Origin of the sequence: Blautia massiliensis (ex Durand et al. 2017), from assembly GCF_051861785.1 — a bacterium.
Classification (GTDB): Bacteria; Bacillota; Clostridia; order Lachnospirales; family Lachnospiraceae; genus Blautia_A; species Blautia_A luti_A.
The window spans coordinates 718,013-742,807 of the sequence record NZ_CP146725.1 but is presented as its reverse complement, the minus strand read 5'-3'; the positions used below and the strand labels follow the sequence as shown (position 1 = coordinate 742,807).

The window sequence follows — 24,795 nt, the reverse complement described above, 5'->3', positions numbered from 1 at the left end:
GAGGGAAGGCGTAGAAAAGAATATGTATCAAAAAGAAAACAGCAGCTGGGTAAAACATGCAGATTTTGTGATCTGCGATATGCTGTGTCTGCAGCTTGCGTTTGTACTTGCATATTGGATCCGAAACGGGATCGATCAGCCATACGAGACAGAGCTGTACCGAAATGTGGCAGTGGTGATGTTTCTTATCCAGCTGATGGTCACATTTTTTAATGAGAGCTTCAGCGGAGTTCTGAGAAGAGGAATGCTGGTGGAACTGAAGAAAACCTTTGAACAGTGTACACTGGTCTGCCTTCTGGTTCTGGCATATATGTTTCTTTTAAGAGTTGGAAACAATTATTCCAGAATGATCCTGCTGATCACCTATGTGCTTTATACCTGCTTCAGCTATTGCGGCAGACAGGCACTGAAGAAATTCCTGAAGGATCACAGATACGAAGAAAGCGAGAAGCGATCCCTGCTGATCGTTACAGTCCGTGAAAATGCAGACAATGTGGTGGAAACCATCCGCAAGAATAATTACGGAACCTATCATCTGGCAGGAATTGCTTTTATGGATTGTGACAAGAAGGGAGCATCCGTCTGTGGAGTGCCGGTAGTAGCCGGAAAGGAGGATATGATCTCCTATATCCATAAGAACTGGATCGACGAAGTATTTTTTGCAGTGCCAAAGGAGATTCCAATCCCGGAGAAGATGATCAAGGATTGCTCTGCAATGGGAGTTGTTATCCATATGAGACTGGCAACCATGAAATCCCTTGGCAAGAACCAGGTGGTGGAGGAGCTTGGCGGATACACTGTGCTTTCCAGCAGTATCCACATTGTGACACCGCGCCAGATGTTTGGGAAACGAGCTATGGATATCGCAGGCGGTCTGGTAGGTTGTCTTTTTACAGGAATCGCAGCGATCTTTCTGGTTCCGGCCATCAAGATCAAATCTCCGGGTCCTGCATTTTTCTCACAGGTCCGCATGGGAAAGAACGGTCGTCCGTTCAAGATCTATAAATTCCGCTCCATGTATATGGATGCAGAAGAACGCAAAAAAGAACTGATGAAACAGAATAACGTAAAAGATGGAATGATGTTCAAAATGGATGATGATCCACGAATCATCAAAGGAGTAGGACATTTTATCCGAAAGACATCCCTGGATGAATTTCCACAGTTCTGGAATATTCTGAAAGGAGATATGAGTCTTGTAGGAACCAGACCGCCGACAATGGATGAGTGGGAGAAGTATGAGCTTCACCATCGCAAACGTCTGGCCATCAAGCCGGGACTTACCGGCATGTGGCAGGTAAGCGGTCGAAGTGATATTACGGATTTCGAGGAAGTCGTAGAGCTTGACACAAAGTACATTGCCGAATGGTGTCTGAGGCTGGATATAGAGATCCTGGTTAAGACAGTTATGGTCGTTTTCCGTGGAAGCGGCGCCAAATGATCCATACATATTGAGATTCGAATATAATGACCCGGGCTGCGGAGACGCAGTTCGGGGATAAAAATAAATTAGATGAGTTATAAATATAAAAGATGAAATAAAAATGCAGATTTTATTGATCATGCTGATCGTAGTAATTCTTGTGTTCTCGGTCCTGCTTCTGGCACTGGCAAAACAAAGTCCCAGGGAAAAGCAGACAGAAGACAAAGAGCAGGAAGAATACATCAGGGATTATGCAGAAACAGTAAGACAGACCGGAGGAAGTATGAAGAAGTTAGAACATTGGAAAGTAATTGCGATATATCTGATCATCTATCCATGAGCAGCCGAAGGCAGTCGCAGATACATTGAACTCCGTTATCCGGGAGGGCAAGCTGGATCTGACGGAGATCGGTCTGGATGATGAGAGGATCCGCAGCAGCAGCCAAGAGTGTTACCGTGGAATAAGGATATCTGTTTCATGGAAGGAACATTTTAGAGGCAGTTCCGTGACATCGTGAGAGCATAAAAGGATCATGATATCACGGAACTGTTTTTGCATTTGGCGATTTACGATATTTCTTGCTTTTATCAGTAAAAAAGCGTAAAATGATTAGGATATTTGAATCTGTACAGAGAGTGTCCATATGAAATATTCTCTGTACCATCAAAAATGGAGGATTGCATATGAGAAAAATGGGAAAACATATCCCAGGGCTGATCGTGACGCTTGTGGTTCTGATCACAGCGATCATATTTGCGGTCATGCTTCTGAATATGAAGGTGATCCCGACGAAGTTCATTGCAGTGATCGGACTGGTAATGCTGGTTCTGATCGTGATCGTCGGAGCGCTTGTATGGAGTACGGATGGTAAGATAAGATTTGTAGTGGGAGTGATCCTGGCAGCAGTTTTTGCAGCAGTATTTATTCTCGGAAGTATGTATGTTTATAAGACACATTCCACACTGGCAGGGATCTCCGGTGTGAACACAGAGGTTACGGAGGTCGGTATTTATGTCCGTGCAGATGATTCTGCAGATTCCATAGAGGCTACAGCAGATTATGTGTATGGTGTGCTGACAGATCTTGACAGAGCCAATTCGGACAAGGCTATCCAGGAGGTGGATTCCGAGACAGGCAAGACTGTGCAGGTCCAGGAGTATGCAGGACTTACAGAGCTGGTTGACGGTCTTCTGAACGGACAGACAGGTGCGATCGTGCTGAACAGCGCATATTTAAGCGTTATTGAAGAGATGGATGGATATTCCGATATTTCTTCCAGGATCAAAGAGCTGACCGTGAAGAAGGTGGAGACGACCATTGCGCCCCAGGAGACAGAGGCGAAGGCTGAAGAGAGTACCAATGACGGTTCTGTATATACCATCTTTATCAGTGGTATCGACAGCCGCAGCGGCCTTGTTGCAAAGAGCCGAAGCGATTCCAATATCATTGCTACGGTAAATACAGCTACCAGACAGGTGCTTCTGGTTTCCACACCTCGTGATTATTTTGTACCGCTTTCTATTTCAGGCGGACAGAGAGATAAGCTGACACATGCAGGTATCTATGGTATCAATGTATGTATGGATACTCTGGGAATGCTTTACAACGAGGATATCAACTATTATTTCCGTATCAACTTTGCGGGATTTGAGCAGCTGATCAATGCGCTTGGAGGAGTTACCGTTTATTCTGACTATGATTTTGATTCCAAGAATGAGACAGGATATCACTTCAATCAGGGAGAGAACTACCTGAACGGTGAGCAGGCTCTGGTATTCAGCCGTGAGCGTTATGCCTTTAAAGAGGGCGACCGTCAGCGTGGCAAGAACCAGATGGCAGTGATCAAGGGTGTGATCAACAAGGCTCTTTCACCGGAGCTTCTGAAGAATTATTCTTCTGTCCTTTCCAGCATCCAGGGATGCTTTGAGACCAATATCTCCTACGAGGAGATCGCCAGACTGCTCCAGCAGCAGCTGAACAACGGCGGTGACTGGAACATCGTAAGCTACAGTGTAAATGGTACCGGTGACACACAGAAGCCGTACTCCATGAGCCAGAAGGCTTACGTTATGATCCCGGATGAGTCTACCGTTCAGAAGGCGGAGGCCATGATGAAGAAGGTTCGTGACGGAGAGACTGTTTCCCAGGAGGAGGCAGACAGTGCAACATCAGAGGCAGCAGCTGCAGATAATGATACTACCCAGGCAGCTGCAGAGGGAAGTACAGCAGAAGCGCAGGGTGAGACTGCAGATGCCACACAGGATGGCACAGCAGATGCCCAGGCAGCAGACGGAACTGTTGCCCAGCAGTAAGATAAAATTATTAAATTTTAGCATAAGAACAGCCGGGGAAGCGTAAAGCTTTCCACCGGCTGTTTTTTCATGAGAAACAGAACGAAAAAAATCCATCGGCGATCACCGATGGATTTTTTTTTACAGGATCTCTTTCAGATATCTTTCCAGGGCATCCTGCCATGTTGGAAGTGGCTGGAAGCCGTTTTTTACAAGCTTGGATTTATCCAGGCGGCTGTTGAATGGACGTACAGCCTTGGAAACGCCGTACTCTGCAGTTGTGACAGGAGATACCTCTACTTTTTCGTATTCCTTGTGGCCGAGGGCAGCAGCCTGGCGGAAGATCTCTTTAGTGAAATCATACCAGCTGATGAAGCCGCCTTCGTTGGTTGCGTGATAGTAGCCGTATTTCTCTGTCTCGACCATGTCTACCAGAAGACGTGCAAGGTCGTAGGTGTAGGTCGGAGTTCCGATCTGGTCACTGACTACGGTAAGCTTGTCATGGGTTTTTCCCAGATTTACCATGGTACGGATAAAGTTTTTGCCGTTTTTGCCGAATACCCATGCAATACGTACGATAAAGAATTTATCTACAGTGCCGGATACTGCAAGTTCACCGTCAAGCTTGGTCTGACCGTATACGTTCTGTGGAGCGTAGTCCTTGCAGTCCGGATCCCATGGTGTGGTTCCCTGGCCGTCAAAAACGTAGTCTGTGGAAATATACATCATCTTGATGCCAAGCTCCTTGCAGATGTCCGCAATGTTCTGTGTTCCTACAACATTGACAAGACGTACCTTTTCACGGTTTTCCTCGTCCTCTGCAGCGTCTACGGCTGTCCATGCGGCACAGTGTACCACTGCATCAGGCTTTACCTCACGGATGGTTTTTGCTACCGCTTCTTTATCTGTGATATCAAGCTGCACATAAGGCATGGTGGTAACAGGAGTACCATCAGCGATGCCGCTGTAGGAAGGAGCAATGTCACTTCCTACGCCTTCATGTCCACGGCCGGACAGTTCATTCATTACGTCATGGCCAAGCTGGCCGCCAACACCTGTTACGAAAAATCTCATGCTTCAACCTCCTCGCGGTTTCCATACATTTCTTCGTAGTAGTTCTGATACTCACCGGAGATGATGGTTTCCCACCATTCCTTGTTGTCAAGGTACCATTTGATGGTCTTTTTGATTCCGTCTGCGAATTTTGTTTCAGGAAGCCATCCAAGCTCGTTGTGGATCTTGGTCGGGTCGATAGCGTAGCGCATGTCATGGCCTTTACGGTCTGCTACATGTGTGATCAGGCTTTCCGGTTTGCCAAGCTCCTTGCAGATCAGTTTTACGATATCGATGTTTTTCATCTCGTTATGTCCGCCTACATTGTAAACCTCGCCTACACGTCCTTTGTGGATGATCAGGTCGATGGCACGGCAGTGATCCTCAACATAGAGCCAGTCGCGGACATTTTCACCCTTTCCGTAAACCGGGAGTGGTTTGTCGTTCAGAGCGTTGGCGATCATCAGCGGGATCAGCTTTTCCGGGAAGTGATACGGGCCGTAGTTGTTGGAGCAGCGGCTGATGGTCACAGGCAGGCCGTAGGTTCTGTGGTATGCGAGAACAAGAAGGTCAGCACCTGCTTTGGAGGAGCTGTACGGGCTGCTTGTATGGATCGGAGTTTCCTCTGTGAAGAAGAGGTCTGGTCTGTCAAGAGGAAGATCTCCGTAAACCTCGTCTGTGGAAACCTGATGATAACGCTGGATTCCGTATTTACGGCAGGCATCCATGAGAACAGCAGTACCCTTGATGTTGGTGTCAAGGAATACCTCCGGGTTTTCGATGGAACGGTCTACGTGGCTCTCAGCTGCGAAGTTTACCACGATGTCCGGATGCTCCTCCTCGAAAAGCTTGTAAACAGCGTCACGGTCTGTGATGCTTTCCTTTACAAAGCGGAAGTTCGGTTTGTCCATGACCGGTGCAAGAGTGGAAAGGTTTCCGGCATAGGTCAGGCAGTCCAGGCATACGATACGGTAATCCGGATGAGCCTCCATCATATGAAAAATAAAGTTGCTTCCGATAAATCCGGCGCCGCCGGTAACGATGATTGTCATAAAAAATCTCCTTTATAATAAATGATTGATCTTATGCGGATTCCGTCGAAACGGAGTCCGCAGGTAAATGCAGTGTCAGAAAATCAGATCGGCTTAGTGAAGCGCGTCCAGATATTTTCCGTCCAGAACATCCTTGAGATACTGGCCATACTGGTTTTTCTTAAGGATTTCGTAAACCTTGAGCACGTCCTCCTTTGTGATCCAGCCGTTTAAGTAAGCAATCTCCTCAAGGCATGCGATCTTGCGGTGCTGATGCTGCTCCATGGTTTTTACGAAGTTGGTTGCCTCTACAAGGCTTTCGTGTGTACCGGTATCCAGCCATGTGAAGCCCTGACCCAGAAGCTCAACGTTCAGCTGTCCCTTCTCAAGGTAGATACGGTTCAGGTCTGTGATCTCAAGCTCGCCTCTTGCGCTTGGCTTCAGATTTTTTGCGTACTCTACAACATTGTTGTCGTAGAAGTAAAGACCGGTTACACAGTAGTTGCTTTTGGGCTTTTCCGGTTTCTCTTCAATGGAAACCGCTTTTCCGTTCTGGTCGAATTCCACGATGCCGAAACGCTCCGGATCATCTACATAGTATCCGAAAACAGTGGCACCTTTGCCTGTTTCTGCGTTGTCTACAGCAGCTTTCAGGCGCTTTTTGAGGCCATGTCCTGCGAAAATGTTGTCACCAAGGACCATACATACGGTGTCGTCGCCGATGAATTCCTCGCCGATGATAAATGCCTGGGCAAGTCCGTCCGGGCTTGGCTGTACAGCATAGGTAAGGTTGACACCGAACTGATGGCCGTCACCGAGAAGTTCCTCAAATCTCGGGGTATCCTGCGGGGTGGAGATGATCAGGATATCACGGATGCCTGCGTTCATAAGAACAGACATAGGATAGTAGATCATCGGTTTGTCAAAGATCGGCAGAAGCTGTTTGGAGGTCACCATGGTAAGCGGGTAAAGACGTGTTCCGGAGCCTCCGGCTAAAATAATTCCTTTCATATGTTTTCTCCTTTGCGTGATGATGTGCAGCATAAGTCGTGCCTGCACATAACTTTGTTACTGTAACTGTATTATAAAAGATGACGCAAGGTCACCTTCAAGAGCTTTTTTCATATTTTTTATTTTTGGCTATTTTTCACAAAGAAATACGCCGGCATCCTTGGTAATGCGGAATCCTTTGGCAGTTTTTCTGGCGGTGTAGGCCCGGAATTCCTTGTAACGGTCCAGGATATACTGATTCTGGTTGCCGTGGCAGGAGAGGACGTAGGAGATCAGCGGCTCCGCATCCTGGACCAGAAGGCAGTCTTCATAAGAAAGCCACTGAGCCTTTGGGAAAAAAGGAGCCAGGATACTCTGGCCGTTTTCACGTCCGAACCGTTCATAAAGCCGGTCTGCGGAAAGCACGATCCGTTCATCAAAATCCTGCACCAGCTGGCTGACCTCCTGCATATGTGCCTTTCCGTAAGCACTGCAGAGAAATCTTCCGCCGGGAGCGAGGACACGGCGGACTTCCTTCAGGACGGAGGGAATATCATCGCAGTAAAAAAGCACGTGATTGGCGATCACCAGATCAAAGCTTTCGTCCTTGCATGGGATTTTTCGGCAGTCAAAGGCCCGGAACGCAAACCGGGTATCCGAGGAACCGATGGCTCGTCTGGCATCGCGGAGCATACCGCTGGAAATATCGGAAAGTGTGATGGAGATATCCTCCGGCAGAAGGGAAAGGTTGTCGGTCCATAACGTTCCGTCCCCACAGCCCAGCTCCAGAATACGAAGACCGGGTGAGATCCGGCACTGCTCAAAGATCCAGGGAAACCATCCCTGTTTGTTCTGGGAGTACAGGCTGTGGAGGTTGATCCTGGAGGAAATGTTGGTGGCATTCTGATACTGATTCTTGAGGCTTTTTTCCATGCCGGTCAGGTGGATCAGGTTCAGCATCTGGCTCCAGTCAATGGTGTGCTGTTCCTTTATCATCTGTGCGGTATCCTGGATCGCTTTTTCCACCAGCTGCATCTGTTCGATCCGGTCACGGACCAGACGAAGCTGGATATTCAGAGAATTCAGCATGAAATGATAATCGGAATCACCGATGGTCATTTCACGGATGTCATCCAGGGAAAAGCCAAGGTATTTCAGAAGGAGGATCTGCTGAAGCCTTGCAAAATCCTCGTCTGTATAAAAACGTGCGCCGGATTCGGTGACGAGAGAGGGTTTCAGGATATCCTGTTTATCATAATAGCGGACAGTACGCAGAGTTACATGTGCCATGCGGGCAAATTCGCCGGAAGAATAGTAGCCGTCTTTTTTCATAAAAAATAGAATCCTTTCTGAGAAAATAACAAACACCCTGTCATAGAAGTCATAAAAGAATTATAATTCAGATCCGGAAGCCGTACAAGAGTAAAACGTATAAGAGCAAACCGTACAGGAGAAAAACAGCATTGACAAAATTCTGCTGGTTTGTTAGTATATCGTTTCGAAAAAAAGGGAACCCCGGGATCATATTTCCGGGATAAGCGTTCGATATAAAAAGGAGTAATTTTTATGCGAAACCGTACTCTGGATATGGTAAAGGCGATCTGTGCTTATGCAGTTGTGCTTCTTCACGTCCATTTTCCGGGAAATGCCGGAATTATAGCCAATGTACTTGCCAGATTTGCAGTACCTGTGTTTTTTATGGTATCCGGATATTTTTGTTTCCGTGGCGATGATACGGAATTTATAAGAACCGGAAAAAAGATCCGGCATGTTCTGAAGCTGATGCTTGTGGCATTTCCGGTCTGCTGTCTGTGGGAGCTGATCCAGAACCACATCGACGGAGCAAGCCAGAAGGAATGGCTGGAAGCCCTGATTTCAGGGGAACATATCCGCCAGTTTCTTCTATATAATAACAGCTCTCAGGTGAAATGGCATCTGTGGTTTCTCCCGGCACTGCTCTATTGTTATCTTCTTTTTGCCCTGGCAGCAAGATTCCGGATTTGTAAGCAGGTATATGTTCTGATACCGGTGCTTATTCTGATCCATTTCGGAATGGAGGAATTTTCGACCTTCCTGTTCCCGGAAAAGCATTTCCGTGTTATGCAGTTTCGCAACTATCTGTTTACCGGATTTCCGTTTTTTATGTGGGGACATCTGATACACAGATATCAGGAAAAGCTGGAAGCCTGTTTTGCAGGAAAAAAAGTGTTTCTTTTGTATGGCATGGCAGCTGTCGGCGGGATCATAAGTCTGCTGGAATACCGGTATTTTGGCAAACTGGAATTGTTTCTGGGCTCCGTACTTATGGCTGTTGGTCTTTTTCTCATTGCGATCATGGGAAAGGATCGGAAAGTGCCCGAGCTTCCGGCAGCCATCGGTCAGAAATATGCATTTTTTATTTATCTGTTCCATCTCTGTGTGGCTGACATCCTGAAGGATGTGGCTGTGGCAGCAGGAATTGAGAAAAATCTCTTATATTTGTGGATGAGACCGGTGATGGTCTGTGTTCTTGTGACTGCTGTGGCGGTAATGTATGGATATGGAATGAGGATCTGCCGGGAATAGAAGAGTTTATGGTATTTTCATATTTATGCGCTGTGATTTTGTACCAAAATATGCTAAAATATCCTTTATTGATAAGTCACGGCACCCACCCGGAGGATGCGGGGAAAGCGACTGGAATATCCCGCTTCAGGGTAAAAAATACTGAGACATGAAAGACAAAGGAGAGTTTTATGGATTTACAAAACAGAGCGGAGGCCGGCAGTGACGGACACGATGAGAGTGTACTGAATCCGGAGATGCCCAACGAAACTGATCTGACGAAGAAGGAACGCCGCCGGATCGAAAAAGAGAAACTGAAGGGAATGGGAACAGGGAAGAAGATTCAGTATATCTGGATGTATTATAAGATACATATGCTGTGCGTGTTTCTTGCCATTGGCGGAGTCTGCCTGGGAGTGAATATTTACCGGCACGCACAGATGAAGACGGTGCTTTCCATTGCGGTGGTGAATGCAGGGAATTACGACTCTGAGAAGGTGGAAGAGGATGTTCTGAAGACACTGGGAACAGAGGATAAATATGCAGAAGTCAGTGTGGCGCAGAATCTGATAACGGACGATACAGGAGAGGATTTTGATTACTATGCCAGGATCGCATATGTGACGGAAATCCAGAGTGCTACCGTTGATATCCTGATCATGCCGAAGGAGCTCTATGAACATGAGAAAGACAGCGGAATGTATGCAGATCTCAGGGAAACGTTTGGAGATGAGGTGTTTGAGTCTCTGGGCGCTGTGGATGATCAGCATCTGGAGCTTGACGGCAGCAGTAGTGTTGCTCAGGAATTTGGACTGAGATATGATCCGGTGTGCATCTGCCTTCCGGGTAATGTGAAGAATAAAGAGAATGCGTTGAAATGGATCCAGTCTGTTCTGAAATGATGGATCCATATGCTTAGCTGAGTACAGAGATAAATAAGGCCTCCGGTTCGTAACACAGGAACCGGAGGCCTTATTCTATATGAATATTACAGTGTATCGTTACGTTTGATGTAGCCAGGCTCATCCGCAGTACGGATGATCTCCTTGGCATGCGTGATCTTGGCATGCTTGTCTACCACCAGATTTTCGATATGGACATTCTCACCGATGGTGCAGTCTGCAAGAACTACACAGTTCTTGATAACAGCGCCCTTTTTGATGGTACAGCCACGTCCGACAATAGAATTCTCTACCGTTCCCTCGATCATGGAACCATTGGAGATAACGGAGTTGGAAACATTGGCTGTGTCAAAATAATGAGTCGGGCAGGAGTTATTGGTGCGTGTATAGATTGGCCAGTTATCATGGAAAAGATCCGTTGCAGTTTTGTAGTCAATCAGATCCATATTTGCATCGTGATAGCTCTTGAAATCAGTGATCGATGCAAAATATCCGCGATGGGATACACCACGTACATCCAGCTCACCGTCTCTGCAGCCGGCATTGATCACGTCTGCAAGGGTATAAAGAGAGGAGATCTCTTTTGCCTTATGGATGAGGCTGATGAAAAGCTCCTTGCTCATTACGTAGGTATCCATGAAAATGTTGCGGTTCTTTGCATTGCCGTGGTTGTGCTCAATGGAGAGAACACCCTTCTGACGGTTCAGGTTCAGGATGTGGCAGTTCAGATAGTTCTCCTTGGCATTATCAACGGAATGATAAAGCATGGTCACATCTGCACCGGATTCGATATGGGCATCGATCAGCTTGGAATAGTCGGTGGTGTAGATCATGTAATTCGGAGCGATAACAACATACGGATAATGAACTGCTTCGATGCACTCCAGATTGGAGTAGTAGTTGTCGATATCGGTGTTATAGATATCGTTGACTCCGGAATGCTCTGAAAAGAGGAGTTGGAGATTACCGCTCTTGGAGTTGATGTTGTAGTGACGTCCGGTTCCGAGATGTTCTACAAGAGAACGGGGTTTGTTCTTTACATAGACCTGAATGTACTCAATTCCGCTGTTGGTCATATTTGAGATCGGGAAGTCGATGACACGATATCTTCCGAGAAATGAAAAGGAGCCGATCGCACGGTAGTCCTGAAGCCCCTCCACATGGATATTTCTTTCTGAGGAATTCACGATTCCAAATGCTTTAAACATATTACTCAGCCCCCTTTACACGTTTTGATACAAGTTCGATGTGCTCACTGTCCTTGGAACCGACACGAGCATTGGCACCGATCACGACTCCGTCTGCAACGAGAGCACGCTGGACAACGGCACCTGCTTCAACAACAACACCCGGCATCAGGACACTGTCGATGATCTTGGCACCAGGACCGACCTTGACACCTGTGAAAAGTACGGAATTGGTGATCTCACCTTCTACAACACAGCCCTGAGTGATGAAAGCGGTGTTGATCACAGCTGTATCACAGATATACTGTGGAAGAGAGGTAGCATCCTCAGTGTAGATTTTCCAGGTAGGATCGTTAAGATCCAGTTCACTGTTAGGACTGAGAAGATCCATGTTTGCTTCCCAGAGGGAATCGATGGTTCCTACATCCTTCCAGTAGCCTTTGAACTTGTAGGCGTAGAGTGCCTTGTCCTGTGCAAGGAGTGTAGGGATGATGTCTTTACCGAAATCATGATTGGAATCCGGATTCTTGATATCTGCCAGCAGGAGCTTACGCAGAAGCTTCCAGTTGAATATGTAGATACCCATGGAGGCAAGGTTGCTCTTCGGGTGTTCCGGTTTCTCCTCAAATTCCACGATGCGGTCATCTTCACCGGTGTTCATGATACCGAAACGGCTGGCTTCCTTCATGGGAACCTCGATAACTGCAATAGTGGCATCTGCCTTATGCTGGATATGGTCATCAAGCATCTTTGCATAATTCATCTTATAGATGTGGTCACCGGAAAGGATCAGAAGGTATTCCGGGTTCTGTGAGTCGATGAAATCAATATTCTGAGAGATCGCATCAGCTGTTCCACGGTATACATCCAGACCGGCATCCGCTTTCTCACGTGGAGGAAGTACATAAACTCCGCTGTCCTTGGCATCAAGGCCCCAGCGGCCACCGGCTGCTACATAGCTGTTCAGTAAAACTGATTCATACTGTGTCAGTACACCTACGACATCAATGCCACTGTTGGCACAGTTACTGAGCGGAAAATCCACGATACGGTATTTACCGCCATAACCAACGGCTGGCTTGGCAACTTTATTCGTCAACTCGTGAAGACGACTTCCTCTTCCACCGGCCAGGATCATTGCTAACATACTGTTTTGTTTCATGGCGAATCCTCACTTTCATTTCTTGTTTACTGCCAGGTGTCTTTAACCATAAAAACAATAAACTTTGTTAATATTATACACCTTTCGAAAAAGAAAATCCAGTTTTTTGTGCAATAAAACGTTATTTTTATGTTAAAAAATTTGACGGATTTGGGAAAATGGATGGATGATCTGTCGAAAAAAAGAAACGCTTAAGAAGGTTCCGGGATGCTGAAAAACAGTAACACTGAAAATAGCCGGATTTCGGATACATCGGCAAAGATTCTTGCGGAAAACGTGAAAGCAGTGTATTCTGTAAAAAAAATCCGGAATACAGCGGAGAAAGGATATCGATATCAGACAGGGAGAAGACAGGATGAAAGAAGAAAGAATTTCCAATTATGTAAAACTATGTGAAGAGTGGGCACAACGCTTTTTGAAGATGGATCAGGCAGATCTGCATAAACGGGTGCCGGAACTGAAGGAAGAAAACGGGTTTCTCACGATCATTCATTTCGGAAGAAGATATGGGGTGAGTCTGGAAGACGGCAGTATCCGGAGCCTGGATGGACAGAGAGAACCGGATACTACGGAGATGCTGAATATTTATACGCTTCTGGGGTATGCGAAAGAGGGGGCTTTTATTATGGATAAGTGGGTCCCTTTTGCAGATCTCAGGAATGCAAGACCATTTGCGCCGGCGTATCAGATCGGAGAGACGGATGTGTTCAGTGCTACATTTTCCGGCCATGAAAAGGAATTGAGGGAGGCGTTTCAGAAGCTTGACGGCAGGGAACTGCCCCAGGGAGATGTGGGATATGAGATCAGGGCCTTTGACTGTATGCCTATGAGATTCTTTTTCTGGGAACGGGACGAGGAGTTTGAAGCTCAGGGAAATATCCTGTTTGATTACAGTGCCACAGATTTCAATCATGTGGAGAGTGCGGTATCCATAGCAGATTCCGGGATCAAAAGGCTTGCGGAGCTTGCCGGGGTTCCGCTCAGGGGGAAATCTTTTCAGATGCGCTGATAACCGAAATATAATAAAACCAATATGAAAAATAAATAATACGAAAGATAATTGCAGTTATCAGAAAAATCGTATACAATGAAGGAATATTTAAGGATTTTGAGACAGTAACTGTCACGAAGGATCCATGAGAAATTTACGAATCCGGAGGTGATGCTCGTGGGGAAAAATACATCAGGAATGTACGTCATAGATGGGGATTATAAGATTATCAGCTATAACCTGGCAGCACGTGAGATCTATCCGCAGCTGAAGAGTGGCGAGAAATGCTATCACTGTCTGAGAAACAGAGAAACTCCCTGTGAGATCTGTCCGGTCATTAACGGGATCAAAGGTCCGAAGAACTATCTGGAACCGGGACGGAATATCCTGCGTTCGGTTGATGCTGTGGAGATTCCGCTGGAATCCGGCGGGACAGGACATGCCCTTGTTTTTTCGGATACAGAGACGAATGATGAGATCAGCAGTGGAATGATGGAGAATCCGCTTCTTATGGGGATCATTAATGTTCTCGGAAAAAATTTTATCAATATCTACTCTGTTGACAGAGAGACTCATAAGGTCCAGGTATGCCGCTTCCAGGGGCAGAGTGGAGCTTATGTGGAGGAGGGACTTCGCAGGGATGAATCCTATGAGAAGATCATGGATATTTATATTGAGAGCAGTGTTGCGGCAGAGGACAGGATCCGGATGCATCAGATGATGGATTTTGAGAAGATATGCCAACGCCTTACAAGGATTCCCCAGTTGATGGTACATTATCGTGTACGCCGAAGCAACGGGAGGATTGAATATTTCTATGTGAAATGTGCCAGGGTAGGAACGGCTGAGGATTTTCAGGCCGTGGTGTTTGCTTTTGCCAATGAGGATATGGATGTACGGTACAGTGAGATGGAGGCCATACTGGAACCAGGAGGAACAGCATCCGGAAGAAAACTTCTTATTGTAGTGAATGACGAGACGGATCGGAAAGCGCTTACAGAACATCTGGAGGGCAGTTTTGAGGTTATCACTGCGATGAATGAAGCAGAGGGAATGAAGCGTCTGTCTGAGAATTACAGAACCCTTTCTGCAATTCTTCTTGATATGAGTGTGCCGGTATGTGATGAATTTCAGTTTCTGGAGCTGATCCGTGATGATGTGATGCTGACCTCTGTGCCTGTGATCATCATAACCGGAAGTAACCGGTTGGAGGATGAGGTGCGATGTCTGGAACTGGGAGCAGTGGATTTTGTACGGAAACCGTATAATGTCCGTATATTAAAAAGTAAGATCAACAATGTGATCAAGCTGAGAGAGTCCGTGATGGTACTCTCAGCTCTGGAATATGATGATCTTACAGGGCTTTATATCAGACAGGCCTTTTTCCATCATGCGAAGACGCTGATGCGCTTTAATACGAATCAGGATTTTCATGTGGTGGTGGCAGATATAAAGAACTTTAAATGGATCAACGGAACCTATGGAGAGAAGACCGGTGATCAGGTTCTTACCTATCTGGGAGATACGTATAGAAATCAGGTTCGCTACGGGACGGTGGGCAGATATGGAGGAGACCAGTTTGTAGCTATCATATATGGAAAGAAAGAGATCCGTATGGCAGATATGGAGAAATTTATCCACAGGGTCGAGAGTGGAGCACCGATTCCTAATCTGGTGGTCAACTATGGGGTCTATGAGAATGTGGATAAGGCACTGCCTTTCACCCTGATCTGTGACAGAGCTTTTCTGGCCATGAAAAGTATCCGGGATGACTATGAGCACCAGATCGCTTTTTATGATGATGAGATGAGACGGAGACATTTTTGGCTCCGGCTATTCATCTATGACAAGCCTGAACCAGCTGCCATTCGATACCCTGAAGCTGGATAAAAGTCTGATCGATTACATAGAGAATTTTCGTGGGCAGCAGGTGATCCGTCATACCATTTCGCTGGCACACAGCCTTGGAATGAAGGTTCTTGCCGAGGGCGTGGAGAAAGCAAAACAGGTGGAGATCCTGCGAAGCCTGAGCTGCGATGAGATCCAGGGCTTTTATTATGCACGGCCTTTGCCGTGGGAAAACTTTGAAACAAAGGTTATAAGAGCAAAAGAGGCGTGTAAAAAATGAGAGATCATTTTTACACGCCCTTTTTACAGCTAATGCTTCCGGACCTGTTTTTCAATAAGATAAAGTGCAAAATACAGCAGCATGGCAATGATGCAGAGGATCACAATGGACATCAGGACCCATGTAAGTCTGAATGTCTGGCTTCCGTAAATGATCAGGTATCCCAGGCCTTTTCGGGCACCGATAAATTCTCCGATGATCACACCTACCAGGCAAAGACCGATGTTGACCTTCATCACACTCAGGATAAGAGGAACGGAGGAGGGCAGGACGATCTTCAGAAGCTTTTCCTTTTTGTGTCCCCCCAGAGTTTCGATCAGCTTCAGCTTTTCCGGATCTGCCTGGCAGAAGCCGGAGTACAGATTGATAACGGAGCCGAAGATGGCTACAGACATGCCGGCGACCACAATGGTACGTTCGTTGGCACCAAGCCATACAATCAGAAGAGGGGCCAGAGCAGATTTCGGGAGACTGTTCAGTACCACCAGACATGGCTCCAGGATCCGTGCAATCCGTCGGGAGCACCAGAGAAGTACTGCGGTTCCGACACCCAGGATCACAACAAAAAAGAAACTGACAAGAGTTTCTGCCAGTGTCACGGCAATATGTGCAAACAGGGACTGATCCCTGCACATGGAAAGAAAGGTCTTTGCGATCAGGGAAGGACTGCTGAAGATAAAGGAATCGATCCATCCAAGATCAGAGGATATTTCCCAAAGTCCCATAAACAGAACAAAAAGAAGTGTCCGTGCAGCCAGGATAATGTGTTTTTCTTTTTTCTGCCGTGCAAGATATTGTTTCTGCTGTCTGGAAATTTCAGGCATTTTCATTGAGCTCCTTCCATATGATGTTAAAATATTTCTTAAAATCCGGAGCATTTCTGGAGGAGAGGGGAGTGCGGTCGCTGATATCCAGATCGATATCGATGATCTTTCGTACAGTGGCAGGACGTGCAGAAAGGATCAGTACCCGGTCGGCCATACTGATGGCCTCTGAGATGTCATGAGTGACCAGAATTGCTGGCTTGCCGGAGCTTTTGAGGATTTTTCCGATATCATCACTGACATTTAAGCGTGTCTGGTAATCCAGAGCGGAAAATGGTTCGTCCAGAAGAAGGAGCTCCGGTTCCAGCACCAGGGTCCGGATCAGAGCGGCACGTTGGCGCATTCCGCCGGAAAGCTGGGAAGGGCGGGCATCACGGAAACGGTCCAGACCGTAGGTCTGAAGAAGGGCTTCTGCATGTGCCAGCTTTTCAGGTGTGAGCTCTTTCCGGATCTCCAGGCCGAGAAGGATGTTTTTGTAGATGCTCCGCCATTCCAGAAGATGATCCTTCTGAAGCATATATCCTACAGCGGCACTGCCGGAGGATACCGGACGGTCTCCCAGAGTAATGGAACCGTGCTCCGGAGTGAGCAGGCCGGCAATGAGATTCAGAAGAGTGGATTTTCCGCATCCGGAAGGTCCTACAATGGACAGGAATTCACCGGGCATCAGGTCAAAGGATATATGAGAAAGGGCAGGTGTCTCACCGGACAATGTGTGATAGGAGAGACACACGTCCCGCACTTTCAGGACAGGATTCATGGATGTTGCCTCCTTTTCGTAGATAATGGTATAATATTATCATATGTCTGAAACAGGAGAAGGCCAATGGCAGAGATGTATACTTTGATGTCTGCCTGAAAACAGTCATAGAGAAAGGAATTACAAACATTGAACAAGAGAAACTACCAGAAAGAACTGGATAAACTGATTGAAAGAACCCAGAAAGAAGGGAAAACCCCCAAACTTTTTCTCCATGCCTGCTGTGCGCCATGCAGCAGCTATGTGATGGAATATCTGTCGCAGTATTTTGAGATCACGATATTTTTTTATAATCCCAATATCGCACCGGTGGAGGAATATTCACACCGCGTGGCTGAGATCCGCCGCCTGATCGGGGAGATGGAGTTTGTACATCCGGTAACGCTGGTGGAGGGCCGGTATGACCCGAAGGAATTTTATGAGATGGCAAAAGGCCTGGAAGATGTTCCGGAAGGAGGAGAACGGTGCTTTCGGTGTTACCGCCTGCGGATGGAAGAGGCGGCAAAGCTGGCGAAGGAGGGAGGATATGATTATTTTACCACAACCTTAAGTATCAGTCCTCTGAAAAATGCACAGAAGATCAATGAGATCGGTGAGGAACTGGCAGAAATCTATAAAGTGCCACATCTGACTTCGGATTTTAAGAAAAAGAATGGCTACAAGCGTTCTATTGAACTGTCTCATGAGCATGCTTTGTACCGGCAGAATTACTGCGGCTGTGTATTTTCAAAGAAAGAAGCCATGGACAGAGAACGGCTGGTTACAGAGAACCGAGTGAACAGTAACAACGGCTGAAGACAGCAAACGTATAATTATGAAAAACTTTGCATTTTTATAAAAATATGTTACACTAACACAGAAAAGTGCAGACGTCCGGGAGACGGAGTTCGTGTATGTCCGGAGAAGACAGTTCTGCCGCAAAAAAGAAAAGTGAGGAAGAATCAATATGGCACAGTTATGGGGAGGCCGTTTTACAAAAGAAACGGACAAGCTGGTTTACAATTTTAACGCATCCATTTCCTTTGATCAAAAATTTTACAGACAGGATATCCGTGGAAGCAAGGCACATGTTGCCATGCTTGCAAAACAGGGGATCCTGACAGAGGAAGAAAAGGATCAGATCACAGAAGGACTGGACGGTATCCTTGCAGACGTGGAAGCAGGCAAGCTGGAGATCACAGCGGAGTATGAGGATATCCACAGCTTCGTGGAGGCAAACCTGATCGACCGTATCGGAGATGCCGGAAAGAAACTTCATACAGGAAGAAGCCGTAATGACCAGGTAGCTCTGGATATGAAGCTTTATGTCCGCGACGAGATTGATGAGACAGATAAGGAGCTGAAGGACCTTCTTCTTGCCCTGCAGAAGATCATGGAAGAGAATGTTCACACCTACATGCCGGGATTTACCCACCTTCAGAAGGCACAGCCGGTAACTCTGGCACACCATGTAGGCGCATATTTTGAGATGTTCCGCAGAGACCGTGACAGACTTTTTGATATCCGTAAGAGAATGAATACCTGCCCGCTTGGAGCGGGAGCACTGGCAGGAACCACTTATCCGCTGGATCGTGCCTATACTGCAGAGCTTCTCGGCTTTGATGCACCAACCAGAAACAGTATGGATTCCGTATCTGACAGAGATTATGTCATCGAGCTTCTCAGTGCATTTTCTACGATCATGATGCATCTGAGCCGTTTTTCAGAGGAGATCATTCTGTGGAATTCCAATGAGTACCGTTTCGTTGAGATCGATGACGCATACAGCACAGGCAGCAGTATCATGCCGCAGAAGAAGAATCCGGATATCGCAGAGCTTGTCCGTGGAAAAACAGGCCGTGTTTACGGAGCGCTGACATCTATTCTCACAACCATGAAGGGAATCCCGCTTGCATACAACAAAGACATGCAGGAAGACAAGGAGCTGACCTTTGATGCCATCGACACCGTAAAGGGCTGTATCGCCCTGTTTACCGGCATGGTTTCCACTATGCAGTTCAACAAAGCCAACATGGAGGCAAGTGCAAGGAGAGGCTTTACAAACGCCACAGATGCAGCAGACTATCTGGTTAACCACGGTGTACCGTTCCGTGATGCTCACGGCATCGTCGGAAGACTGGTCCTTCTCTGTCTGGATAAGGGAATCTCTCTGGACGAGCTTCCGCTTTCCGAGTACAAAGAGATCAGTCCTGTGTTTGAGGAGGACATCTATGAAGCCATCAGTATGAAGACCTGCGTGGAAAAACGTGTGACTCTGGGAGCGCCGGGACCGGACGTGATGGAGCAGGTGATCGCTCAGAATAAAGAATATCTTGAAAAAAATTAAGATAATGCTTGCATTTTAGGAAAAATTGGTATAGTATTTACGGAAAAGACAAATGTGTGCTATAGAAGGACACAAGATGAGGAGAGTTTTATTATGAGTGAAAAGCTTAAAGTCGGTATTTTAGGTGCAACTGGAATGGTTGGTCAGAGATTCATTTCTCTTCTGGAGAATCACCCGTGGTTTGAGGTGGTTACTGTAGCGGCAAGCCCGAGAAGCGCAGGCAAGACCTACGAGGAGGCTGTAGGCGGCAGATGGAAAATGGATACTCCGATGCCGGAGGCAGTAAAGAAGCTGGTTGTTATGGATATCCACGAGGTTGAGAAGGTTGCAGCCACTGTTGACTTTGTATTTTCCGCAGTTGATATGACTAAGGATGAGATCAAGGCGATCGAGGAAGAATATGCAAAGACAGAGACACCGGTTGTGTCCAATAACAGCGCACACCGCTGGACACCGGACGTTCCGATGGTAGTTCCGGAAATCAATCCGGAGCACTTTGAGGTTATCGAATTCCAGAAGAAACGTCTCGGAACAAAACGCGGCTTCGTAGCTGTTAAACCGAACTGCTCTATCCAGAGCTACGCTCCGGTACTTACCGCATGGAAAGAATTCGAGCCATATGAAGTAGTTGCCACTACATACCAGGCAATTTCCGGAGCAGGAAAAACATTTAAAGACTGGCCGGAGATGGAGCATAACATCATCCCGTATATCGGCGGTGAGGAAGAGAAGAGTGAGAAGGAGCCATTAAGACTCTGGGGTGAGATCAAGGACGGTGTGATCGTTCCGGCTACTACACCGGTTATCACATGCCAATGCGTACGTGTTCCGGTTCTCAACGGACATACAGCAGCTGTATTCGTTAAATTCCGCAAGAAACCTACCAAAGAGCAGCTGATCCAGAAGCTGGTTGAGTTTAAGGGACTTCCGCAGGAGCTTGAGCTTCCAAGCGCTCCGAAGCAGTTCATCCAGTATCTTGAGGAGGACAACCGTCCGCAGGTACAGATGGATGTAAACTATGAGAATGGAATGGGAGTATCTGTAGGACGTCTTCGTGAGGATACTGTTTATGATTACAAGTTCATCGGACTTTCCCATAACACAGTAAGAGGTGCCGCAGGCGGAGCAGTTCTCTGTGCAGAAACTCTGAAAGCGAAAGGATATATCCAGGCTAAATAAGAACTGGATCCTTTACAGGAAATAAAGAAAATCATCAGAAACGGGATATCGGTTTTTCCGGTGTCCTGTTTTTGCGTATGTGGAAGGAATAAAGGAGATATGCGCAGAAAAGTAATTACTACAGTTGTGACATTTTCCACAACCACGGCTGCCATGAAAATGGAAAAAACGGCCAGGGAATCTGAATTTCCGGGAAGGCTGATCCCGATCCCTTCAGAGATCAGTGCCCAGTGCGGACTGGCATGGAAATGCGTGGAGCAATCAGAGGAGGAAACAGAAAATTTCCTGAAAAAAAAGGAACTGGTCTGGGATGGCATCTATCGTGTTCTGGTATAAAACGGATATTGTTTGTTGTATGTAACAAAACGGAAATTTTTGAAAATTTTCGCATTTTTATTGTTAAATAATTAGTAAAGTGTTACAATATAACAAGCAGATTTCCGGAAAGCGTGTTGCTGTGAACAAAGAAGCAGCAACAAAGTGCCACGCTTGCTAAAAATATGTGGAGGTGCTATTTATGAACAGGGAGGATGTAGAGAAACTGTCAACCGCTGCGAAGGGTAAGATAAACTTACTGAACAGCAATTTCGGAAAATACTTTATGCGGGCGATCATGGCCGGATTTTTTATTGATGTGGCGATGATCTACAGTAACGTTGTTGGAAATGTATTTTCCAAGACATTCCCGGAATGGGGGAAATTCCTTGGAGCCATCGTGTTCTCCATTGCGGTCCTGCTGATCGTAATGGTAGGAGGAGAGCTGTTCACCGGTAACAATCTGGTAATGGCTTTTGGTGCGTATGACAAGAGCGTATCATGGAAAGATGTTGGAAAGGTCTGGGGAATCAGTTACATCGGCAATTTTGTGGGATGCCTGATCCTGGCACTGATCTTTGCAGGTGCCGGAGCGTCCGGTACAGCAGATTATTTTGCCGGATTTATAAACGGAAAACTGAGTATTCCGGCAGGACAGATGTTTTTCCGTGCGGTACTTTGTAATTTCTTCGTCTGTCTTGCTGTTCTCTGCGGCATTAAGCTGAAGAGTGAGTCGGGCAAGTTCCTGATGATCGTGATCTGTATTTCAGGTTTCGTTGTCAGCGGATTTGAGCATTGTATTGCAAATATGGGTATTTTTACAGTTGCATTCTGTATGGTGCCAGGATTGTCTGTCGGCGCTATGCTTAAAAGCATGGTGATCGTAACACTGGGAAATATAGTTGGCGGAGCTGTGCTTCTGGCATGGCCGCTTAGAAAGATGAGTGCAGATAAATAGTATGGCAAAGGCTTTATACATAGCGGAGAAGCCCAGCGTGGCACAGGAATTTGCGAAGGCTTTGAAGATCAACGGTCAGAGAAAAGACGGATATCTGGAATCTGATGATTCTGTGGTAACCTGGTGTGTAGGACACCTGGTTACCATGAGTTATCCCGAAAAATATGATATCAAGTTTAAAAGGTGGAGTTTTGATACCCTGCCTTTTTTGCCGCGCGAATTTAAATATGAAGTGATCCCCGGGGTCAAAAAGCAGTTCGAGATCGTAAAAGGACTGCTGAACCGGCCGGATGTGGATACCATTTATGTGTGTACCGACTCCGGACGTGAGGGTGAATATATCTACCGTCTGGTAGCCCAGATGGCAGGAGTAAAGGGGAAAGTCCAGAAACGTGTGTGGATCGATTCCCAGACAGAGGAAGAAATCTTAAGAGGGATCCGTGAAGCGAAGGATATCTCGGAGTATGATAATCTGGCAGCATCTGCGTATCTCCGCGCAAAGGAAGATTATCTTATGGGAATCAATTTTTCCAGAGTTCTGACCTTGCGCTACGGAAGCAGTGTCACCAATTATCTCCATTCCAAATATCAGGCCATTGCAGTTGGGCGTGTGATGACTTGTGTTCTTGGCATGGTGGTGCGGAGAGAACGGGAGATCCGTGTCTTTGTGAAGACACCGTTTTACCGTGTCCTTGGCAGCATTGGACTTGCAGGTGAAAATTTTGACGGTGAATGGAGAGCTGTGGAAGGCAGCCGGTATTTCCAGTCCCCGTATCTTTATAAAGAAAACGGCTTCAGGAAAAAAGAGCATGCACAGATGCTGATCGATCAGCTGATGGTGAACCAGCCCCTTTCCTGTATTGTGGAAAAGGTGGAACGAAAAAAAGAAAACAAAAATCCGCCGCTTCTTTTTAACCTGGCGGAGCTTCAGAATGTGTGCTCAAAGCTGTTTAAGATCAGTCCGGACGAGACACTCCGGATCGTACAGGAACTTTATGAGAAGAAGCTGGTGACTTATCCGAGAACGGATGCCAGAGTTCTTTCCACGGCAGTGGCCAAGGAGATATACAAGAATATATCCGGTCTTCGAAATTATCAGCAGGCCGGTGCTGCGGCGGCAGAGGTTTTGGGGATGGAATCCTGGAAAAGCATTGCAAAGACCAGATATGTGAATGACAAGCAGATCACAGACCATTATGCGATCATTCCTACCGGTCAGGGATTGAATGCGCTGGGAAGCGTGTCTCTTACTGCGCAGCGTGTGTACGAGACTATTGTACGGAGATTTTTGTGTATTTTTTATCCGCCGGCCGTTTATCAGAAGGTGAGTCTTGTGACGAAGCTGGACGGCGAGGCATTCTTTTCATCCTTTAAGGTTCTCAAAGAAGAAGGCTATCTGAAGATCGCCACCAATTCTTTTTCGCGGAAAAGGGCTTCAGACAGTGAGAAAAACGGAAATGGAGAGGAAGACGAGGTTTCCTGTGATACTGTGCTCCTGGAGGCGTTGCAGAAGCTGAAAAAGGGTGATATACTTCCTGTGAACGGTTTGAGTATCAAGGAGGGTGAGACTTCACCGCCCAAACGATACAATTCCGGTTCCATGATCCTTGCCATGGAAAATGCAGGACAGCTGATCGAGGATGAGGAGCTTCGAGCCCAGATCAAGGGAAGCGGGATCGGCACCAGTGCTACCCGTGCCGAGATCCTGAAGAAGCTTTTTAACATCAGATATCTGGCACTGAACAAAAAGACCCAGGTGATCACTCCAACGCTGCTTGGGGAAATGATCTTTGATGTGGTAAATTGTTCTATCCGGCAGCTTCTGAACCCGGAGCTTACGGCAAGCTGGGAAAAGGGGCTCACCTATGTGGCAGAGGGCAGCATCACGGAACAGGAATATATGGACAAGCTGGAGCATTTTGTGCGGGTACGTACCCGGCAGGTGGAGGCAAGCAATTATCAGTATAACCTGCGGCAGTTTTTTGATGCGGCCGCTGTAAACTACAGGAAGCCGGAGCGAGCTTCCGGACAGGGAGGAAAGAGATCATCATGATGAAAGATTTTACTATCAGCAATATGCTGGATCTGAATGAGACCATTGCAGCAGAGCTTTTTGAGGGAAAAACCTATCCGTGGGAGGTTCTTCCGGAGATCGGAGATTTCATTATTAAGCTGGGAAAAACACTGGATCCTTCTGAATATGAGGAGAAGGGCGAAAATGTATGGATCGCAAGATCTGCTACAGTTGCGCCGACTGCAAGTATCACCGGACCGGCTATCATTGGCAGAGACGCCGAGGTGCGCCACTGTGCATTTATCCGCGGTAAGGCTATCGTTGGTGAGGGAGCAGTTGTGGGAAATTCCACAGAGCTTAAGAATGCAGTGCTGTTTAACAAGGTTCAGGTTCCTCATTATAATTATGTTGGAGATGCTGTGCTGGGATATAAGTCCCACATGGGTGCCGGATCGATCTGTTCCAACGTAAAATCAGACAAGAAGCTGGTTGTCGTAAAAGACGGGGATGAAAAGATCGAAACCGGTCTTAAGAAATTCGGAGCGATGCTCGGAGATCATGTTGAAGTCGGATGCGGTTCTGTGCTGAATCCCGGTACTGTGATCGGACGGAATTCTAATATCTACCCGCTGTCACCGGTACGTGGATGTGTTCCTGCAGATTCCATTTATAAAAATTCAAAAGAGATCGTAAAGAAAAAATAAGAAACAGATTCT

The 24,795-nt window shown here is 46.8% G+C and carries 23 protein-coding genes; 15 read left to right on the top strand and 8 right to left on the bottom strand.

Annotation, left to right across the window (positions count from 1 at the left end; all coding sequences use genetic code 11):
• The first annotated feature begins 22 nt into the window (after positions 1-22).
• The 3 genes from V9W66_RS03670 to V9W66_RS03660 all read left to right on the top strand — a co-directional run bounded on the left by V9W66_RS03670 (position 23) and on the right by V9W66_RS03660 (position 3,736).
• Positions 23-1,441 (top strand): sugar transferase, encoded by a 1,419-nt coding sequence (locus V9W66_RS03670; RefSeq protein WP_144094149.1) that lies wholly within the window; start codon positions 23-25, stop codon positions 1,439-1,441.
• 103 nt (positions 1,442-1,544) lie between these two features.
• Positions 1,545-1,763 carry a hypothetical protein gene (locus V9W66_RS03665; RefSeq protein ID WP_144094148.1) on the top strand — a complete coding sequence of 73 codons (219 nt, stop codon included), beginning with the start codon at positions 1,545-1,547 and terminating at the stop codon, positions 1,761-1,763.
• A 344-nt stretch (positions 1,764-2,107) separates the two neighbouring features.
• Complete coding sequence (locus tag V9W66_RS03660) at positions 2,108-3,736, top strand: LCP family glycopolymer transferase (protein WP_144094147.1); 1,629 nt, start codon at positions 2,108-2,110, stop codon at positions 3,734-3,736.
• A gap of 120 nt (positions 3,737-3,856) precedes the next feature.
• Here the strand turns inward: V9W66_RS03660 and rfbD are convergent, their stop codons facing one another.
• The 4 genes from rfbD to V9W66_RS03640 form a co-directional block, all read right to left on the bottom strand.
• On the bottom strand, positions 3,857-4,789 hold the full coding sequence (gene rfbD, locus V9W66_RS03655; protein ID WP_092069245.1) for a dTDP-4-dehydrorhamnose reductase: 933 nt from the start codon (positions 4,787-4,789) through the stop codon (positions 3,857-3,859).
• Complete coding sequence (rfbB, locus tag V9W66_RS03650) at positions 4,786-5,820, bottom strand: dTDP-glucose 4,6-dehydratase (protein WP_144094146.1); 1,035 nt, start codon at positions 5,818-5,820, stop codon at positions 4,786-4,788. Before rfbB ends, rfbD begins: the two co-directional genes overlap by 4 nt.
• Before the next feature lie 93 nt (positions 5,821-5,913).
• Positions 5,914-6,810 (bottom strand): glucose-1-phosphate thymidylyltransferase RfbA, encoded by an 897-nt coding sequence (rfbA, locus tag V9W66_RS03645; protein WP_144094145.1) that lies wholly within the window; start codon positions 6,808-6,810, stop codon positions 5,914-5,916.
• 129 nt (positions 6,811-6,939) lie between these two features.
• Positions 6,940-8,121: a MerR family transcriptional regulator gene (locus V9W66_RS03640; protein ID WP_021976536.1), complete on the bottom strand. Its 1,182-nt coding sequence runs from the start codon at positions 8,119-8,121 to the stop codon at positions 6,940-6,942.
• Between the two features lie 234 nt (positions 8,122-8,355).
• Here V9W66_RS03640 and V9W66_RS03635 point away from each other — a divergent pair, with 234 nt between their 5' ends.
• Both V9W66_RS03635 and V9W66_RS03630 read left to right on the top strand, forming a co-directional pair.
• Positions 8,356-9,354, top strand: coding sequence for an acyltransferase (locus tag V9W66_RS03635; protein ID WP_144094144.1), 999 nt, complete (start codon positions 8,356-8,358; stop codon positions 9,352-9,354).
• A gap of 170 nt (positions 9,355-9,524) precedes the next feature.
• Positions 9,525-10,235, top strand: coding sequence for a hypothetical protein (locus V9W66_RS03630; RefSeq protein WP_144094143.1), 711 nt, complete (start codon positions 9,525-9,527; stop codon positions 10,233-10,235).
• An 86-nt stretch (positions 10,236-10,321) separates the two neighbouring features.
• On the opposite strand, the gene glgD is transcribed toward V9W66_RS03630, so the two are convergent.
• Positions 10,322-11,443 carry a glucose-1-phosphate adenylyltransferase subunit GlgD gene (gene glgD / locus V9W66_RS03625; protein ID WP_144094142.1) on the bottom strand — a complete coding sequence of 374 codons (1,122 nt, stop codon included), beginning with the start codon at positions 11,441-11,443 and terminating at the stop codon, positions 10,322-10,324.
• A 1-nt stretch (position 11,444) separates the two neighbouring features.
• On the bottom strand, positions 11,445-12,584 hold the full coding sequence (locus V9W66_RS03620) for a glucose-1-phosphate adenylyltransferase (RefSeq protein ID WP_021651100.1): 1,140 nt from the start codon (positions 12,582-12,584) through the stop codon (positions 11,445-11,447).
• A 355-nt stretch (positions 12,585-12,939) separates the two neighbouring features.
• Here V9W66_RS03620 and V9W66_RS03615 point away from each other — a divergent pair, with 355 nt between their 5' ends.
• From V9W66_RS03615 to V9W66_RS03605, 3 genes are all read left to right on the top strand, one after another.
• Positions 12,940-13,593, top strand: a complete 654-nt coding sequence (locus tag V9W66_RS03615) for a DUF3786 domain-containing protein (protein ID WP_015525717.1) — start codon at positions 12,940-12,942, stop codon at positions 13,591-13,593.
• Positions 13,594-13,752: 159 nt separating this feature from the next.
• Positions 13,753-15,465 (top strand): GGDEF domain-containing response regulator, encoded by a 1,713-nt coding sequence (locus V9W66_RS03610; RefSeq protein ID WP_186290066.1) that lies wholly within the window; start codon positions 13,753-13,755, stop codon positions 15,463-15,465.
• Complete coding sequence (locus V9W66_RS03605) at positions 15,419-15,703, top strand: EAL domain-containing protein (RefSeq protein WP_144094140.1); 285 nt, start codon at positions 15,419-15,421, stop codon at positions 15,701-15,703. Before V9W66_RS03610 ends, V9W66_RS03605 begins: the two co-directional genes overlap by 47 nt.
• Before the next feature lie 29 nt (positions 15,704-15,732).
• On the opposite strand, the gene V9W66_RS03600 is transcribed toward V9W66_RS03605, so the two are convergent.
• Entirely contained in the window at positions 15,733-16,527 is a 795-nt protein-coding gene (locus V9W66_RS03600; protein WP_022426268.1) for an ABC transporter permease, read from the bottom strand.
• Entirely contained in the window at positions 16,520-17,287 is a 768-nt protein-coding gene (locus tag V9W66_RS03595; protein ID WP_144094139.1) for an ABC transporter ATP-binding protein, read from the bottom strand. Before V9W66_RS03595 ends, V9W66_RS03600 begins: the two co-directional genes overlap by 8 nt.
• A gap of 129 nt (positions 17,288-17,416) precedes the next feature.
• On the opposite strand from V9W66_RS03595, the gene V9W66_RS03590 reads away from it, so the two are divergent.
• From V9W66_RS03590 to V9W66_RS03560, 7 genes are all read left to right on the top strand, one after another.
• Positions 17,417-18,082: an epoxyqueuosine reductase QueH gene (locus tag V9W66_RS03590; protein ID WP_144094138.1), complete on the top strand. Its 666-nt coding sequence runs from the start codon at positions 17,417-17,419 to the stop codon at positions 18,080-18,082.
• 151 nt (positions 18,083-18,233) lie between these two features.
• Positions 18,234-19,613, top strand: coding sequence for an argininosuccinate lyase (gene argH, locus V9W66_RS03585; RefSeq protein ID WP_144094137.1), 1,380 nt, complete (start codon positions 18,234-18,236; stop codon positions 19,611-19,613).
• A 93-nt stretch (positions 19,614-19,706) separates the two neighbouring features.
• Positions 19,707-20,792 carry an aspartate-semialdehyde dehydrogenase gene (gene asd, locus V9W66_RS03580; RefSeq protein WP_144094136.1) on the top strand — a complete coding sequence of 362 codons (1,086 nt, stop codon included), beginning with the start codon at positions 19,707-19,709 and terminating at the stop codon, positions 20,790-20,792.
• A 99-nt stretch (positions 20,793-20,891) separates the two neighbouring features.
• Complete coding sequence (locus V9W66_RS03575) at positions 20,892-21,128, top strand: DUF3343 domain-containing protein (protein WP_144094135.1); 237 nt, start codon at positions 20,892-20,894, stop codon at positions 21,126-21,128.
• 181 nt (positions 21,129-21,309) lie between these two features.
• A complete protein-coding gene (locus tag V9W66_RS03570) occupies positions 21,310-22,065 on the top strand; it encodes a formate/nitrite transporter family protein (protein WP_059086310.1) in 756 nt (251 codons plus the stop codon).
• Between the two features lies 1 nt (position 22,066).
• Positions 22,067-24,118, top strand: a complete 2,052-nt coding sequence (locus V9W66_RS03565; RefSeq protein ID WP_144094134.1) for a DNA topoisomerase — start codon at positions 22,067-22,069, stop codon at positions 24,116-24,118.
• Entirely contained in the window at positions 24,115-24,783 is a 669-nt protein-coding gene (locus tag V9W66_RS03560) for a UDP-N-acetylglucosamine pyrophosphorylase (protein WP_144094133.1), read from the top strand. The genes V9W66_RS03565 and V9W66_RS03560 overlap by 4 nt, the downstream gene beginning before the upstream one ends.
• The last annotated feature ends 12 nt before the right edge of the window (positions 24,784-24,795 follow it).